Source organism: Streptomyces cinnabarinus, from assembly GCF_027270315.1.
In the GTDB taxonomy this organism is placed as follows: Bacteria; Actinomycetota; Actinomycetes; order Streptomycetales; family Streptomycetaceae; genus Streptomyces; species Streptomyces cinnabarinus.
Genome location: NZ_CP114413.1, coordinates 6,090,141 through 6,105,501, shown reverse-complemented (window position 1 = coordinate 6,105,501; position 15,361 = coordinate 6,090,141). Strand labels below are relative to the sequence as shown.

The 15,361-nt window shown below is 70.8% G+C and carries 15 protein-coding genes; 9 read left to right on the top strand and 6 right to left on the bottom strand.

Translation table 11 applies throughout. The features are described from left to right. Positions 1 to 38: 38 nt before the first annotated feature. Positions 39 to 338 (bottom strand): MTH1187 family thiamine-binding protein, encoded by a 300-nt coding sequence (locus STRCI_RS27800; RefSeq protein ID WP_093720213.1) that lies wholly within the window; start codon positions 336 to 338, stop codon positions 39 to 41. Further along, a complete protein-coding gene (locus STRCI_RS27795) occupies positions 335 to 682 on the bottom strand; it encodes a DUF3817 domain-containing protein (protein ID WP_269661697.1) in 348 nt (115 codons plus the stop codon). Before STRCI_RS27795 ends, STRCI_RS27800 begins: the two co-directional genes overlap by 4 nt. 181 nt (positions 683 to 863) lie before the next feature. Here STRCI_RS27795 and STRCI_RS27790 point away from each other — a divergent pair, with 181 nt between their 5' ends. The 4 genes from STRCI_RS27790 to STRCI_RS27775 all read left to right on the top strand — a co-directional run bounded on the left by STRCI_RS27790 (position 864) and on the right by STRCI_RS27775 (position 3,511). Further along, on the top strand, positions 864 to 1,496 hold the full coding sequence (locus STRCI_RS27790; protein WP_269664663.1) for an AIM24 family protein: 633 nt from the start codon (positions 864 to 866) through the stop codon (positions 1,494 to 1,496). A gap of 1 nt (position 1,497) precedes the next feature. After that, positions 1,498 to 2,148, top strand: a complete 651-nt coding sequence (locus tag STRCI_RS27785; protein ID WP_269661696.1) for an AIM24 family protein — start codon at positions 1,498 to 1,500, stop codon at positions 2,146 to 2,148. Beyond that, positions 2,145 to 2,939 carry an AIM24 family protein gene (locus STRCI_RS27780; protein WP_269661695.1) on the top strand — a complete coding sequence of 265 codons (795 nt, stop codon included), beginning with the start codon at positions 2,145 to 2,147 and terminating at the stop codon, positions 2,937 to 2,939. Before STRCI_RS27785 ends, STRCI_RS27780 begins: the two co-directional genes overlap by 4 nt. Before the next feature lie 95 nt (positions 2,940 to 3,034). Continuing rightward, positions 3,035 to 3,511: a MarR family winged helix-turn-helix transcriptional regulator gene (locus tag STRCI_RS27775; RefSeq protein WP_015657773.1), complete on the top strand. Its 477-nt coding sequence runs from the start codon at positions 3,035 to 3,037 to the stop codon at positions 3,509 to 3,511. A 14-nt stretch (positions 3,512 to 3,525) separates the two neighbouring features. On the opposite strand, the gene STRCI_RS27770 is transcribed toward STRCI_RS27775, so the two are convergent. Together STRCI_RS27770 and STRCI_RS27765 are read right to left on the bottom strand one after the other, a co-directional pair. After that, positions 3,526 to 4,938, bottom strand: a complete 1,413-nt coding sequence (locus STRCI_RS27770) for a sensor histidine kinase (RefSeq protein WP_269661694.1) — start codon at positions 4,936 to 4,938, stop codon at positions 3,526 to 3,528. Then, the gene (locus tag STRCI_RS27765; protein ID WP_269661693.1) at positions 4,935 to 5,597 is read right to left on the bottom strand and encodes a response regulator transcription factor; all 663 of its coding nucleotides are present in this window, start codon (positions 5,595 to 5,597) and stop codon (positions 4,935 to 4,937) included. The genes STRCI_RS27770 and STRCI_RS27765 overlap by 4 nt, the downstream gene beginning before the upstream one ends. Positions 5,598 to 5,713: 116 nt before the next feature. Here STRCI_RS27765 and STRCI_RS27760 point away from each other — a divergent pair, with 116 nt between their 5' ends. Continuing rightward, a complete protein-coding gene (locus tag STRCI_RS27760) occupies positions 5,714 to 6,187 on the top strand; it encodes a PepSY domain-containing protein (protein WP_269661692.1) in 474 nt (157 codons plus the stop codon). Positions 6,188 to 6,341: 154 nt separating this feature from the next. Here STRCI_RS27760 and meaB read toward each other — a convergent pair whose 3' ends face one another. Both meaB and STRCI_RS27750 read right to left on the bottom strand, forming a co-directional pair. Next, positions 6,342 to 7,298 (bottom strand): methylmalonyl Co-A mutase-associated GTPase MeaB, encoded by a 957-nt coding sequence (gene meaB / locus STRCI_RS27755; protein ID WP_269661691.1) that lies wholly within the window; start codon positions 7,296 to 7,298, stop codon positions 6,342 to 6,344. Positions 7,299 to 7,328: 30 nt separating this feature from the next. Continuing rightward, positions 7,329 to 8,531, bottom strand: a complete 1,203-nt coding sequence (locus tag STRCI_RS27750; RefSeq protein ID WP_269661690.1) for an acetyl-CoA C-acetyltransferase — start codon at positions 8,529 to 8,531, stop codon at positions 7,329 to 7,331. Between the two features lie 148 nt (positions 8,532 to 8,679). Between STRCI_RS27750 and mce the strand changes: the two genes are divergently transcribed. The 4 genes from mce to STRCI_RS27730 all read left to right on the top strand — a co-directional run bounded on the left by mce (position 8,680) and on the right by STRCI_RS27730 (position 15,358). Further along, complete coding sequence (gene mce / locus STRCI_RS27745) at positions 8,680 to 9,120, top strand: methylmalonyl-CoA epimerase (protein WP_269661689.1); 441 nt, start codon at positions 8,680 to 8,682, stop codon at positions 9,118 to 9,120. Between the two features lie 210 nt (positions 9,121 to 9,330). After that, positions 9,331 to 13,179 (top strand): polarized growth protein Scy, encoded by a 3,849-nt coding sequence (gene scy / locus STRCI_RS27740; protein ID WP_269661688.1) that lies wholly within the window; start codon positions 9,331 to 9,333, stop codon positions 13,177 to 13,179. A gap of 183 nt (positions 13,180 to 13,362) precedes the next feature. Beyond that, positions 13,363 to 14,298 (top strand): coiled-coil domain-containing protein, encoded by a 936-nt coding sequence (locus STRCI_RS27735; protein WP_269661687.1) that lies wholly within the window; start codon positions 13,363 to 13,365, stop codon positions 14,296 to 14,298. Positions 14,299 to 14,398: 100 nt separating this feature from the next. After that, on the top strand, positions 14,399 to 15,358 hold the full coding sequence (locus STRCI_RS27730; protein ID WP_269661686.1) for an ABC transporter ATP-binding protein: 960 nt from the start codon (positions 14,399 to 14,401) through the stop codon (positions 15,356 to 15,358). The last annotated feature ends 3 nt before the right edge of the window (positions 15,359 to 15,361 follow it).

The following is a 15,361-nucleotide window of genomic DNA, read 5'->3' as shown; positions in this document are numbered from 1 at the left end:
CGGCCCGCGCGGGGCCGGGGTTCTCGTGGCTGGTGCGCTCACTCGGCGGCGAGATACCGCTCCACCGTCTCCACCTTGGAGGTCAGACCGTCGGTGACCCCGGGGCGGATGTCCGCCTTGAGGACCAGGGACACCCGCGGGGCGCGCGCCTCGACGGCGGCCACGGCCCGCTTGACGACGTCCATGACCTCGTCCCAGCTCTCGCCCTCGATCGAGGTGAACATCGCGTCGGTGCGATGCGGCAGGCCGGACTCCCGGACCACCCGGACGGCGTCGGCGACGTACTCCCCCACGTCCTCGCCGACGCCGAGCGGCGTCACGGAGAAGGCGACGATCACGACGTCTTCACCGCGCCCTCCTGGCGCGCGCGGGTGGCGATGACCGCGTCCTCGGCCTCGCGCTTGAGCATGCGCTCGGCGAAGAAGCCGCCGGTGGGCAGGACGGAGAGGACGAAGTAGACGACGGCCGTCTTGACCGGCCACTTCGCGCGGTTCCAGGCGTCGGCCCAGAAGATGACGTACAGGACGAACAGGGCGCCGTGGATCGCGCCCATCACGGGGACCGCGTTGAAGTCGGTGGTGCGCTTCAGCACCGAGCAGACCAGCAGCAGCAGGAAGGACACCGCCTCGGGCGCCGAGACGAGGCGGAGGCGGCGGAGGGCGGTGGCGGTCTTGATGTCCACGGGTCACCTTCGATGGGAGAGACGTCGGAGTTTGTGAACGCAAGCACAAACAATCACCTATTGAAGCAAACGAAGGGGGGCGGGTTGCGGGCCGGGGCCCCTAAGGGGGCATTCAGGGTCGATCTCCGGCTTGGGGCTCTGTTGGCGGCCGTCCACGACCGGCTACCTTCGCAGCGTGGCGATGTTTCGACTTCAAGGAAGCAAGGTGCTCGCCGTCGAGATGACCGGGGACGCCGTGAAGGCGAAGAACGGCTCGATGGTCGCGTACGACGGACAAGTGGCGTTCAAGAAGCTCAGCGGGGGTGGCGAGGGCATCCGGGGCATGGTGACCCGGCGCCTGACCGGTGAGCAGATGACGGTGATGGAGGTGAAGGGGCACGGCACCTGCTGGTTCGCGGACCGCGCGTCCGAGATCAACCTCGTCGGCCTCCAGGGGGACAAGCTCTACGTCGAGTCCAGCAACCTGCTCGCGACCGACGGGGGGCTCCGGACCGGCACGACCTTCACGGGGCTGCGCGGCGCCTCGCAGGGCAACGGCCTGTTCACCACGACCGTCGAAGGGCACGGACAGGCGGCGATCACCTCGGACGGCCCGGCGGTGGTGCTGCGGGTCAGCGCGCAGTACCCGCTGACCGTCGACCCGGGGGCGTACATCGCCCATCAGGGCGACCTCCGCCAGTCCTTCCAGTCCGGTGTCACCTTCCGCACGCTGATGGGCGAGGGCGGCGGCGAGGCCTTCCAGATCCGCTTCGAGGGCGACGGCCTGGTCTACGTACAGCCGAGCGAGCGCAACACGATCGCGGGGGACGTCTGAGATGGCCTTGCGTGAGATCAACTCCAAGATGGTCGAGGCGACCGTCCTGCCCGGTCAGCGGCTGTTCAGCCAGCGCGGCGCGATGCTCGCCTACAAGGGCGAGGTGTCCTTCACCCCCAATACCTCCGGCGGCCAGGGCGGCCTGATGTCGATGATGGGGCGCCGGGTCGCGGGTGAGGCCACCCCGCTGATGACGGTCGAGGGCAGCGGCACCGTCCTGTTCGGGCACGGCGGCCACCACGTCCAGGTGATCGCCCTCACCGGGGACACCCTGTATGTGGAGGCGGACCGGCTGCTGGCCTTCGAGGGCACCCTGGAGCAGGGCACGATGTTCATGGGCTCCCAGGGCGGGGTGATGGGCATGGTCCGCGGCCAGGTCACCGGCCAGGGCCTGTTCACCACGACCCTGAAGGGCCACGGCTCGGTCGCCGTCATGGCCCATGGCGGGGTCCTGGAGATCCCCATCAGCCCCCAGCGCCCGGTCCATGTCGACCCCCAGGCCTACGTCGCCCACCAAGGTGACGTACGCAACAAACTGTCGACCGCGCTCGGCTGGCGGGACATGGTGGGCCGGGGCTCCGGCGAGGCCTTCCAGCTGGAGCTCAGCGGCAGCGGCACGGTGTACGTCCAGGCCTCGGAGGAGAAGCTGTGAGCACCTACCCGGGTGCGGGGCCCGTGGTCCATGACCCGATGACCCTGCCGTCCGACGACAACGTCAACCACTACACCTTCTGCGTGGAGCTCAAGGGGAGCCAGTGGTTCCTCCAGAAGGGGAAGATGATCGCCTACTACGGCTCGATCGACTTCAACGGCATCGGACACGGCCGGCTTGACCGACTTGTCCGTACGTCCTTCCATTCACCACTGCACGCGAGCGACTGGGTCGTCGCCGAGGGCTCGGGCAAGATGCTGCTCGCCGACCGGGCCTTCGATGTGAATTCGTACGACCTCGAGGACGGCAACCTGACCATTCGCTCAGGCAACCTGCTCGCTTTTCAGCCAAGTCTGTCGCTGAAGCAGTCGATCGTGCCAGGTTTTCTGACCCTCATCGGAACCGGAAAGTTCGTGGCCGCATCTAACGGCCCGGTGGTGTTCATGGAGCCCCCGATCCGGGTGGATCCACAGGCGCTCGTCGGCTGGGCCGACTGCCCCTCCCCGTGCCATCACTACGACTACGGCTATATGACCGGCCTGATGGGCGGTCTACGTGCGATGACAGGGCTCGGAGGGGCCTCCGGAGAGGAGCACCAGTTCGAGTTTGTGGGAGCCGGCACCGTGCTCCTGCAGTCCTCGGAAGCCCTCATGGCCGAGCAGGCGACGGGCACGGTTCCACACCAGGCCGGAGTACCCGGAAGCGGTGGGTCCGCAGGTGGCTCACAGCAAGCCGGCGCACCGCGCCTTCCCGGACAGCTGGGGGACCTCCAGCGTCGCTTCGGGCTGTGAGCGGTAGTCTGCGGAGTGTGACGACTTCGAACGCGTGCGCACTGTCACACCGCCCTCACTAGTTCGCTTTTCAACATTTTAGGTAGACTTCATTTATGGAGACCGAGACGGCCACGCCCTGGCTGACCGATGCGGAGCAGTGCGCCTGGCGCACCCACCTGGAGGTCAACAGGCTGTTGACTTACCAGCTCGAAAGGGACCTCCAGCCGTTCGGCCTGACCATGAACGACTACGAGATCCTGGTGAACCTCTCCGAGTCGGAGGACGTACGGATGCGGATGAGCGACCTCGCGTCCGCCACCCTCCAGTCCAAGAGCCGCCTCTCCCACCAGATCACCCGCATGGAGAACGCGAACCTGGTCCGGCGCGAGAACTGCGAGTCCGACCGCCGCGGGCTCTACGCCGTCCTCACCGAGCACGGCATGGAGACGATGAAGAAGGTCGCGCCGCACCACGTGGCATCGGTGCGCCGGCACTTCATCGATCTGCTGACGCCGGAGGCGCTGGTGGAGCTGGACAAGGCGCTCAAGCCGATCGCGGAGCACCTGCGGGGCCAGCGCGGCCGCCCGTGACCCCGGACTGATCCTCAGGCGACCGGCAGGCGGAGCTCGAACAGGGCGCCGCCTGCCGGCGCGTTGCCCACCATGAGCGTGCCGCCGTGCCGCTCGGCGACATCGCGGGCGATGGCCAGGCCGAGCCCGGCGCCGCCGTCGTCCCGGCTGCGCGCCTCGTCCAGCCGTACGAACCGCTCGAAGATCCGCTCCCGGTCGGCCTCGGGCACACCGTCGCCGTCATCGGCGACCTGGACCACGGCCCACACCCCGTCCCGGCGGACCGTCACGGTGATCGCGGAGCGGGCGTGCCGGCCCGCGTTGTTGAGCAGATTGGCGAGCACTCGCCCCAATTGCCCCCGCGATCCGGCCACTTCCACCGGCGCGTGCGCCCCCACGGTCACCCCCGCCCGCCCCTCGGCCTCCTCCTCGGCCAGCGCGGCGAGTTCCACCCGCGCCTCGGTGGGCCGCTCCCCCGCGTCGAGCCGGGCGAGCAGCAGCAGGTCGGCGGCAAGATGCTGCAGCCGTACGGTGTCGGCCACCGCCCCGTCCAGGTCCAGGAACTCCGGATGCGCGGCGGCCACTTCGAGCTGGGTGCGCAGCGAGGCGATCGGGCTGCGCAGTTCGTGGGAGGCGTCGGCGACGAAGCGCCGCTGGCGTTCGACGGAGGCCTCCAGGGCCGAGAGCGTCTCGTTGGTGGTGCGGGCGAGGCGGGCGACCTCGTCGTGGGTGGCCGGTTCGGGGACCCGGCGTGCCAGGTCCTGGGAGGCGGTGATCGCCGCCATCTCGCTCCGGATGCCCTCGACCGGGCGCAGGGCGCGCCGGGTGACCAGCCAGGTCACGCCCGCGACGACGCCGATCAGCAGCGGGAAGCCGATCAGCATGACGGTGGTCGCGGTGTTCACCGCGCTCTGCTCGGCGTCCAGCGAGCCCCCGGCGGTGACGGTGAGCCGACCCCGGTCACCGGCCTCGACCCGGACCGTGGCGAACCGGTAGTCCTCCGTGGTCCCGTCGATGGTCGCGGAACCGTCGGCGAAGTCGGTGTCGGGGTCGATCTCGCCGGGTTCGAGAGAGACGTCGTCATCATCACCGTCGTCGTCATCGTCGTCGCCGGTCGGGCTGGGCCGCGGCGGGCTGGGGGTGACCTGTGCCGTCCCCGTCCCACTGATCCGCTCAAGGTCCTCGCCGGCCGCGACGAGCGTGCCGTCCTCGTCGACGACCTGGACCGGCGTCTGATCGTCCAGGTCGAGCCCGCCGTAGGGCCGGCCCGAGGCGAGTTGGGCGGCGATGTTCCGGGCGGTGCGCTCGGCTTTGGTCCCGGCCTGGTCGATGAGATTGGACCGCAGGGACAGCAGCACAGCGGCGCCCGCCGCGACCAGCGCCACCGCGACGACGAGCGTGGCACCGAGGGTCGCCCGCGCCCGAACCGACCCGAACAGGCGTCTCATCGGCCCGACTCCAGCCGGTACCCGGCGCCGCGGACGGTACGGATGAGGCCGGGGCGGAGCTTGCGGCGCAGGGTGCTGATGTAGACCTCGACGATGTTGGGGTCGCCGTCGTAGGCGAAGTCCCAGGCGTGCTCCAGGATGCTCGCCTTGGAGACGACCTCGCCGGGCCGGGTGACGAGCTGCTCCAGCACGGCGAACTCCTTGGCGGTGAGCGCGATCTCGCCCTCACCGAGGTGGACGCGCCGGGCGGCGGTGTCGACCTTCAGATCCCCGTGCACGAGCACGGGTGAGGCACCGGGCCCGCGACGCCGCAGCAGCGCCTTGATCCGGGCGACGAGGACGACGTACGAGAACGGCTTGGTGAGATAGTCGTCAGCCCCCGTGTCCAGCCCCTCGGCCTCGTCGTACTCCCCGTCCTTGGCGGTCAGCATCAGGATCGGCACGTCGTGCCCGGCGGCCCGGAGCGCGCCGCACACGCGGTAGCCGTTCATCCCCGGCAGCATGATGTCGAGGATCACGAGGTCGTACGGCGACTCACTCGCCCGGTGCAGCCCTTCGAGCCCGTCGTGCACGACGTCCACGGCGTATCCCTCGGCGGTGAGGCCCTTGGCGAGGGACAGGGCGAGGCGTTTCTCGTCCTCGACGATCAGCAGGCGCATGCGCTCCAGGGTGGCAGAGCCAACCTGAAGCGATCTTCAGGCTCCTTCAGGTTCCCCTCAGCCTCGGTTCAGCAGATTGGTTCCCGTCGAGACCGACCAACTGGGGAGGAACCAGAATGAAGACCAAGCGCAACATCGTCATCGCCACCGTCGCCGCGGCGGCCCTCATCGGAGGCGGCAGCTTCGCGGCCTACGCCTCCGGGGACGACGACAGCGCCCCCGCGTCAGGGGAGGCGAACGTCCGGGTCACGGACGACCGGGACGACGACGGCAGGGACGACGACGGCAGGGACGACGACGGCAGGGACGACGACACCGCCGAGGTCCGCACCGCGGCCGTGACCGCCGCCGACGCCGTGACGGCCGCGCTGAAGCACACCCCGGGTACGGCCGTCTCGGTCGACCTGGAGGACGACGGCGACGACACCTGGGACGTGGACGTCGTGAAGCCGGACGGCACCGAGTACACCGTCAAGGTCGCCCCCGACACCGGCAAGGTCCTCGGCGCCCAGCGGGACGACGACAGCGACGACCGAGACGACAAGAAGGACCACGACGACAGCGACGATCGCCACGGCGACGACGACTGACGTCGGCCCGCTCGCCTACTGCAGCCCGTCCCGCCTCCAGCCCGTCCGGCGTTTGAGGACGAGGCCCTTTCGGGGCCGACAGCGGGTCCGGGGGCGGGGCGGCAGCCCCCGGGATGGGACGGGTAGGGGCGGCGGGGGCGAGGGAAAAGCCGGGTCAGCCCTGAGTGAGCCCCGCCACCAGCTCGTCCGCGGCCCGGTAGGGATCCAGCTCCCCCGCCACGATCCGGTCCGCCAGCGCGCTCAGGCGGCGGTCCCCGTGCAGGTCACCGATGCGCTCACGCAGCGCCGTGACCGCGATGGTCTCCACCTCACGGGATGCCCGGGACCGACGGCGCTCCGCCAGCACCCCCCGCTCCTCCATCCAGGCCCGGTGCTTCTCCAGGGCCTCCACGACCTCGTCGACACCCTCGCTCCGCGCCGCGACCGTCTTCACGATCGGCGGCCGCCACTCACCCGGCCCACGGGACTCCCCGAGCCCGAGCATGTGATTCAGCTCACGAGCCGTCGCGTCGGCGCCGTCCCGGTCGGCCTTGTTGACGACGTAGACGTCACCGATCTCCAGGATTCCGGCCTTGGCGGCCTGGATGCCGTCCCCCATGCCAGGGGCGAGCAGCACCACCGACGTGTCCGCCTGGGACGCGATCTCGACCTCCGACTGGCCCACCCCGACCGTCTCGACCAGGATCACGTCGCACCCCGCCGCGTCCAGCACACGGATCGCCTGCGGGGCAGCCCAGGCGAGGCCGCCCAGGTGCCCCCGGGTGGCCATGGACCGGATGTAGACGCCGGGGTCGGAGGCGTGCTCCGACATCCGGACCCGGTCGCCGAGAAGCGCACCGCCGGAGAAGGGCGAGGAGGGGTCGACGGCGAGCACGCCGACCCGCTTGCCCTGTTTGCGGTACGCAGTCACCAGGGCGGAGGTCGAGGTCGACTTGCCGACCCCGGGCGAGCCCGTCAGGCCCACCACATACGCCCCGCCGGTGAGCGGGGCCAGCGCCGCCATGACCTCCCTGAGCTGCGGGGACGCCCCCTCCACCAGGGAGATCAGGCGAGCCACGGCCCGCGGCCTGCCCTCCCTGGCCTGGGCCACCAGCGTGGAGACGTCCTGCATCACAGCTCCGTTCACTCGAGTAAAGACAGGTCAGGCCTTGGGAACCCGCACGATCAGCGCGTCACCCTGACCACCGCCACCGCACAGCGCGGCCGCGCCCACGCCACCGCCCCGGCGCTTCAGCTCCAGCGCCAGGTGCAGCACGAGACGCGCGCCCGACATGCCGATCGGGTGGCCGAGGGCAATCGCACCACCGTTGACGTTCACCTTTTCCGTGGACACCCCGAGGTCCTTCATTGACTGGACCGCGACGGCGGCGAACGCCTCGTTGATCTCGACCAGGTCGAGGTCGGAGACGTCCAGGCCCTCCTTCTTCAGGGCGTGCAGGATCGCGTTCGAGGGCTGGGACTGCAGCGAGTTGTCCGGGCCCGCGACATTGCCGTGCGCGCCGATCTCCGCGATCCACTCAAGGCCCAGCTCCTGCGCCTTGGCCTTGCTCATCACGACGACCGCGGCGGCGCCGTCGGAGATCTGCGAGGACGTGCCGGCGGTGATGGTGCCGTCCTTGGCGAAGGCGGGCCGCAGCTTGCCCAGCGACTCCGCGGTCGTCTCGGCGCGGATGCCCTCGTCCTTGCTGAAGACGACCGGCTCGCCCTTGCGCTGCGGGATCTCGACCGGGGTGATCTCGGCCTCGAAGATGCCGTTCTTCTGCGCGGCGGCGGCCCGCTGGTGGGACTGCGCGGCGATCTCGTCCTGCTCGGGACGCCGGATGCCGAGGCGGGTGTTGTGCTTCTCCGTGGACTCGCCCATGGCGATGCCCTCGAAGGAGTCGGTCAGACCGTCGTGGGCCATCGCGTCGAGCATCTCGATGGCGCCGTACTTGAAGCCCTCGCGGGACTTCGGCAGCAGGTGGGGCGCGTTGGTCATGGACTCCTGGCCACCGGCGACGATCACGTCGAACTCACCGGCGCGGATCAGCTGGTCGGCGAGGGCGATGGCGTCGAGGCCGGAGAGACAGACCTTGTTGATCGTCAGCGCCGGGACGTTCATCGGGATGCCGGCCTTGACCGCGGCCTGACGGGCGGGAATCTGGCCCGCCCCGGCCTGGAGGACCTGGCCCATGATCACGTACTGGACCTGGTCGCCACCGATCCCCGCACGGTCGAGGGCAGCCTTGATCGCGAAGCCGCCGAGGTCGGCTCCGGAGAAGGTCTTCAGCGAGCCCAGCAGCCGTCCCATGGGCGTACGGGCGCCCGCGACGATCACCGAGGTAGTGCCGTTCGTTCCAGACATGAGGTGCGATCCCCTTCCAGCTTGCACAGCCGAGGAGTGAACGAGGGTTTACTTCGAATGTACTGAGTGGCACTCCGTGCCGTCACCGTGCAGTCGATGTGATCGCTGGCACGTTGCGTTACCACCCCGGGAGCGCTGCACTAAAACCATGCTGACGCGAATCGACCACATCGGGATCGCCTGCTTCGACCTCGACAAGACCGTCGAGTTCTACCGGGCCACCTACGGCTTCGAAGTGTTCCACTCGGAGGTCAACGAGGAGCAGGGGGTCCGTGAGGCCATGCTCAAGATCAACGGTACGTCCGACGGCGGGGCGTCCTACCTCCAGCTCCTGGAGCCGACCCGCGAGGACTCCACGGTCGCCAATTGGCTCGCCAAGAACGGCGAGGGTGTGCACCACATCGCCTTCGGCACCGCGGACGTCGACGCGGACGCCGCCGACATCAAGGGCAAGGGCGTACGCGTTCTGTACGAGGAGCCGCGACGCGGCTCCATGGGGTCACGAATCACCTTCCTGCACCCCAAGGATTGTCATGGAGTACTGACAGAACTGGTCACTTCGGCGCCTGTTGAGTCACCTGAGCACTGACCCTCGTACATATGGGCCGGTAGGGTTGGGGTCGGTCGTCGCTCTCGGGCGTTCGACCGCGGTCCGGGGTCCGGGTTTCGGGGGACGAGCGTCGGGGCAGCAGCCCATGCTCCGTCGTTGATCTGACACCATTCCCCGGGGGCCCCGTTCGGCGGATGGACGGAGCTCGTACGGAGAGACTTGCGACCAGGGGACGGATGGGACCGCGCAGTGCGGGGCTACGAACGCCAGGAGCGAGAGCCGGCGGCTGACGTCGACCACCTCTCTCGGTTCGAGGCCGAGATGGATCGGCTGAAGACCGAGCGGGAAAAGGCGATCCAGCACGCCGAGGACCTCGGCTACCAGGTCGAGGTGCTGCGCGCCAAGCTGCACGAGGCGCGGCGCACCATCATGTCCCGGCCCGACTTCGGCGGCGGTGACATCGGCTATCAGGCCGAGCAGCTGCTGCGGAACGCGCAGATCCAGGCCGACCAGCTGCGGCAGGACGCCGAGCGGGAGCTGAGCCAGGCCCGCGCGCAGACGCAGCGCATCCTCCAGGAGCACGCCGAGCAGGCCGCGCGGCTCCAGGCGGAGCTGCACCAGGAGGCGGTCACCCGCCGGCAGCAGCTCGACCAGGAGCTGGCCGAGCGCCGCCAGACCGTCGAGAGCCATGTCAACGAGAACGTGGCGTGGGCCGAGCAGCTGCGCGCCCGCAGCGAGTCCCAGGCCCGCCGGCTCATCGACGAGTCCCGGACCGAGGCCGATCAGGCCATGGCGACCGCCCGCGCCGAGGCCGAGCGGGTCACCGGCGAGGCCCGCCAGCGCCTCCAGAGCGAGGCCGAGGCCGCCCGCGCGGAGGCCGAGCAGCTGCTGCGCCGGGCCCGTACCGACGCCGAGCGGCTGCTGAACGCAGCCTCCACCCAGGCCCAGGAGGCCACCGACCACGCCGAGCAGCTCCGCAGCTCCACCGCCACCGAGTCGGACTCGGCCCGCCGCCAGGCCGGTGAGCTGAGCCGGGCCGCCGAGCAGCGGATGGCGGAGGCCGAGGAGGCGCTGCGCAAGGCGCAGTCCGAGGCGGAGAAGGTCCTCACCGAGGCCAAGGAGGCCGCGGCCAAGACCCTCAGCAGCGCCGAGTCGGCCAACGAGCAGCGCACCCGTACGGCCAAGGAGCAGGTCGCCCGGCTGGTCAGCGAGGCCACCAAGGAGGCCGAGGCCACCAAGGCGGACGCCGAGCAGGTCGTCGCGGACGCCCGCGCGGAGGCCGAGAAGGTCCTCACGGAGGCCGCCGAGAAGGCCCGTACGCTCACCGCCGAGGAGAGCGCGACCCAGCTGTCGAAGGCGGCCAAGACCGCCGAGGACGTCCTCATCAAGGCGCAGGAGGACGCGCAGAACACCAACAAGGCCGCCGCCGAGGAGGCCGAGCGGATCCGCCGCGAGGCGGAGGCCGAGTCGGACCGGCTGCGCGCCGAGGCGCATGACATCGTCGAGCAGCTCAAGGGCGCGGCGAAGGACGACACCAAGGAGTACCGCGCCAAGACGGTCGAGCTCCAGGAGGAGGCGCGCCGGCTGCGCGGCGAGGCCGAGCAGCTGCGCTCCGACGCGGTCGCCGAGGGCGAGAAGATCCGCGCGGAGGCCCGCAAGGAGGCCGTCCAGCAGATCGAGGAGGCGGCCAAGACCGCCGAGGAACTGCTGTCGAAGGCCCGGCAGGACGCCGACGAACTGCGTCAGGGCGCGACGGCGGACAGCGAGAAGGTCCGCACCGAGGCCATCGAGCGCGCCACGACGCTGCGCCGGCAGGCCGAGGAGACCCTGGAGCGCACCCGGCAGGAGGCCGAGCGTCACCGCGACGAGGTCGTCGAGCAGTCCGAGGGCATCCGGGCCGAGGCCGAGCGGGCCGCGCGCGAGCTGCGCGAGGAGACCGAGCGGGCCATAGAGGTCCGGCGCCAGGAGGCCGCCGAGGGGCTGACCCGGCTTCGGACCGAGACCGAGCAGCGGCTGACGGCCGCCGAGCAGGCGCTGACCGACGCCCGTGAGGAGGCCGAGCGGATCCGCCGCGAGGCCGCCGAGGAGAACGAGCGGCTGCGCACGGAGTCCGCCGACCGGATCCGCACCCTTCAGCAGCAGGCCGAGGCGGAGGCCGAGCGGCTGCGCAACGAGGCCGCGTCGGACGCGTCCGCGTCCCGCGCGGAGGGCGAGACCATCGCCGTACGCCTGCGGTCGGAGGCCGCGGCCGAGGCGGAGCGGCTGAAGTCGGAGGCGCAGGACAGCGCCGACCGGTTCCGTGCCGAGGCGCAGGCCGCGGCCGAGCGGCTGGCCACCGAGGCGTCGGAGACGCTGGCCGCCGCCCAGGAGGAGGCCGTCCGGCGCCGCCGCGAGGCCGAGGAGACCCTCGGTTCGGCGCGTCAGGAGGCCGACCAGGAGCGGGAGCGGGCCCGCGAGCAGAGCGAGGAGCTGCTGGCCTCGGCGCGCAACCGCGTGGAGGAGGCGCAGGCCGAGGCGGTCCGGCTGGTCGAGGAGGCGGACCGGCGGGCCACCGAGATGGTGTCCGCGGCCGAGCAGCACGCACAGCAGGTGCGCGACTCGGTGACCGGGCTGCACGAGCAGGCCCAGGAGGAGATCCAGGGGCTGCGCAGCGCCTCCGAGCACGCGGCGGAGCGCACCCGGCGGGAGGCCGAGGAGGAGGCGGACCGGGTCCGCGGCGACGCCTACGCGGAGCGGGAGCGGGCCTCGGAGGACGCGGGCCGGATCCGGCGCGAGGCCGCGCAGGAGTCGGATGCCGCCAAGGCGCTGGCCGAGCGGACCATGTCGGAGGCGATCGCGGAGGCCGAGCGGCTGCGCACGGACGCCTCCGAGCACGCCCAGCGGGTCCGTACCGAGGCTTCGGACGCCATCGCGGAGGCCGACCAGGCGGCCGCGCGCACCCGGGCGGACGCCCGCGAGGACGCCAACCGCATCCGTTCGGACGCGGCGACGCAGGCCGACACCCTCATCACCGAGGCGCGTTCGGAGGCCGAGCGGCTCACCACCGAGACCGCGGAGGAGACCGAGCGGGTCCGCACCGAGTCGGTCGCGAGCGCCGAGCGGCTGATCTCGGACGCCACCGGCGACGCCGAGCGGCTGCGTGCCGAGGCCGCCGAGACGGTGGGCTCCGCGCAGCAGCACGCCGAGCGGGTCCGCGCCGAGTCGGAGCGGGTGCAGGCGGACGCGCTGGCGGAGGCCGAGCGGGTCACCGCGGCCGCGCGCGAGGAGGCCGAGCGGACCCTGGACGAGGCCCGCAAGGACGCCAACAAGCGGCGCTCGGAGGCGGCGGAGCAGGTCGACACGCTCATCACGGAGACCGCCGCCGAGGCCGACAAGCTGCTCACCGAGGCGCAGACGCAGGCGCACAAGACGACCGCGGACGCCGAGGGCCAGGCCGACACCATGGTGGGCGCCGCCCGCAAGGAGGCCGACCGGCTGGTCGCGGAGGCGACGGTCGAGGGCAACTCCCGGGTGGAGAAGGCGCGTACGGACGCGGACGAGCTGCTCGTCGGCGCCCGCCGGGACGCCACCGCGATAAGGGAGCGCGCGGAGGAGCTGCGCGACCGCATCACCGGTGAGATCGAGAAGCTGCACGAGCGGGCCCGCCGCGAGGCCGCGGAGACGATGAAGTCGACCGGCGACCGCTGCGACGCGCTGATCAAGGCCGCCGAGGAGCAGCTGGAGAAGGCCCAGGCGAAGGCGAAGGAGCTGGTGTCGGAGGCCAACTCCGAGGCGGGCAAGGTCCGGATCGCCGCGGTGAAGAAGGCTGAGGGCCTGCTCAAGGAGGCCGAGCAGAAGAAGAGCTCGCTGATCAGGGAGGCCGAGGAGCTCAGGGCCGAGGCGATCCGCGAGGCCAAGCGGACGGTCGAGGAGGGCAAGCGCGAGCTGGAGGTGCTCGTGCGCCGGCGTGAGGACATCAACGCCGAGATCTCCCGGGTCCAGGATGTGCTGGAGGCGTTGGAGTCCTTCGAGACCCCGGCGGCGGGCAAGGACGGTGGGGTCAGGGCCGGCGCGACGGTCGGCGCCCCTCGATCGGGTGGCAAGCCGTCGGAAGGCTAGCGGAGCGAACTGATTCCGGTGTCATCTGGGGCCTTTGACCCAGTTTTTGGCAAGGCGTCCGACGGTTAGCCACTCAAAAGGGGTGTCATTCTCCAGATCAAACACGTATCCGCTCGATGACACACCGCTTCGGCCCCTAGGATTCCACCTATCACCTCACCGGTCTCTTTCGACAGGAACCCCATGAGCGACACTTCCCCCTACGGCTTCGAGCTTGTGCGGCGTGGGTACGACCGCGCTCAGGTGGACGAACGGATCTCCAAGCTCGTCTCCGACCGTGACAGCGCTCTCGCCCGCATCACCGCTCTGGAAAAGCGCATCGAGGAGCTCCACCTCGAAACGCAGAACGCCCAGGCCCAGGTGACCGACGCCGAGCCGTCGTACGCCGGTCTCGGCGCGCGTGTCGAGAAGATCCTGCGTCTCGCCGAGGAAGAGGCCAAGGATCTGCGCGAGGAGGCCCGGCGCGCCGCCGAGCAGCACCGCGAGCTGGCCGAGTCGGCGGCCCAGCAGGTCCGCAACGACGCAGAATCGTTCGCGGCGGAGCGCAAGTCCAAGGCGGAGGACGAGGGCGTCCGGATCGTCGAGAAGGCCAAGGGCGAAGCTGCCCAGCTGCGCTCCGAGGCGCAGAAGGACGCGCAGTCCAAGCGCGAGGAGGCGGACGCCCTCTTCGAGGAGACCCGGGCCAAGGCCGCGCAGGCCGCCGCCGACTTCGAGACCAACCTGGCCAAGCGCCGCGAGCAGTCCGAGCGCGACCTCGCCTCCCGTCAGCAGAAGGCCGAGAAGCGCCTCGCGGAGATCGAGCACCGCGCGGAGCAGCTCCGCCTGGAGGCCGAGAAGCTGCGCACGGACGCCGAGCGCCGCGCCCGCCAGACCGTGGAGACCGCGCAGCGCCAGGCCGAGGACATCGTCGCGGACGCGAACGCCAAGGCCGACCGGATCCGTTCGGAATCCGAGCGCGAGCTCGCCGCGCTGACCAACCGCCGCGACTCGATCAACGCCCAGCTGACGAACGTGCGCGAGATGCTGGCGACCCTCACCGGCGCCGCTGTGGCCGCGGCCGGCACCCCGGCCGAGGACGAGCCGATCTCCCGTGGGGTTCCGGCGCAGCAGACCCGGTAACAGCGGTCCCGGTAACGCCTCGGCGTACAGCCGCTGAGCACCTGCAAAGCCCTCTGCCACTGAGGTGGCAGAGGGCTTTGTCCCGTTTTAGCGTGTCCGCATGATCGAGCTAGAGGGGCTGACCAAGCGCTACGGCGAGAAGGTGGCGGTCAACAACCTCACCTTCTCCGTCAGACCCGGCATCGTGACCGGGTTCCTCGGCCCCAACGGCGCCGGCAAGTCCACCACCATGCGGATGCTGCTGGGCCTGGACCGGCCGACGGCGGGCGATGTGCGGATCGACGGCAAGCACTACGACCAGCTGAAGGACCCGCTGAAGTACATCGGGGCGCTGCTGGACGCGAAGGCCATGCACGGCGGGCGCAGCGCCTTCAACCATCTGCTCTGTCTCGCCCAGAGCAACGGCATCCCGAGGGCGCGGGTGCACGAGGTCCTCGACACCGTGGGCCTGACCGCGGTGGCGAGGAAGAAGGCCAAGGGCTTCTCGCTCGGCATGGGCCAGCGGCTCGGCATCGCGGGCGCGCTGCTCGGCGATCCACGGATCCTGATGTTCGACGAGCCGGTCAACGGGCTCGACCCCGAGGGCATCCACTGGATCCGCAATCTGATGAAGTCGCTGGCCGCGCAGGGCCGGACGGTGTTCGTCTCCTCGCATCTGATGAGCGAGATGGCGCTGACCGCCGACCATCTCGTCGTCATCGGCCAGGGCCGGCTGCTCGCCGACACCTCCATGGCCGACTTCATCGCACAGAACTCGCGCTCCTACGTCCGCATCCGCACCCCGCACCGGGACCGGCTGGTCGACGTCCTCCAGCGGGCTGGGATGACGGTCGTGCAGACCGGGAGCGGCCCGCTGGAGGTGGACGGGGGCAAGCCGGAGCGGATCGGGGAGCTGGCGGCGCAGCACCGGATCGTGCTGCACGAGCTGAGCCCGCAGCAGGCGTCCCTGGAGGAGGCGTTCATGCAGTTGACCGCGGAGTCGGTGGAGTACCACGCGCACTCCCAGACGCCCCCGGAGCAGCGGCAGCCGTGGGGCGAGGGCTGGCGGAAGGAGGGCTGAGCG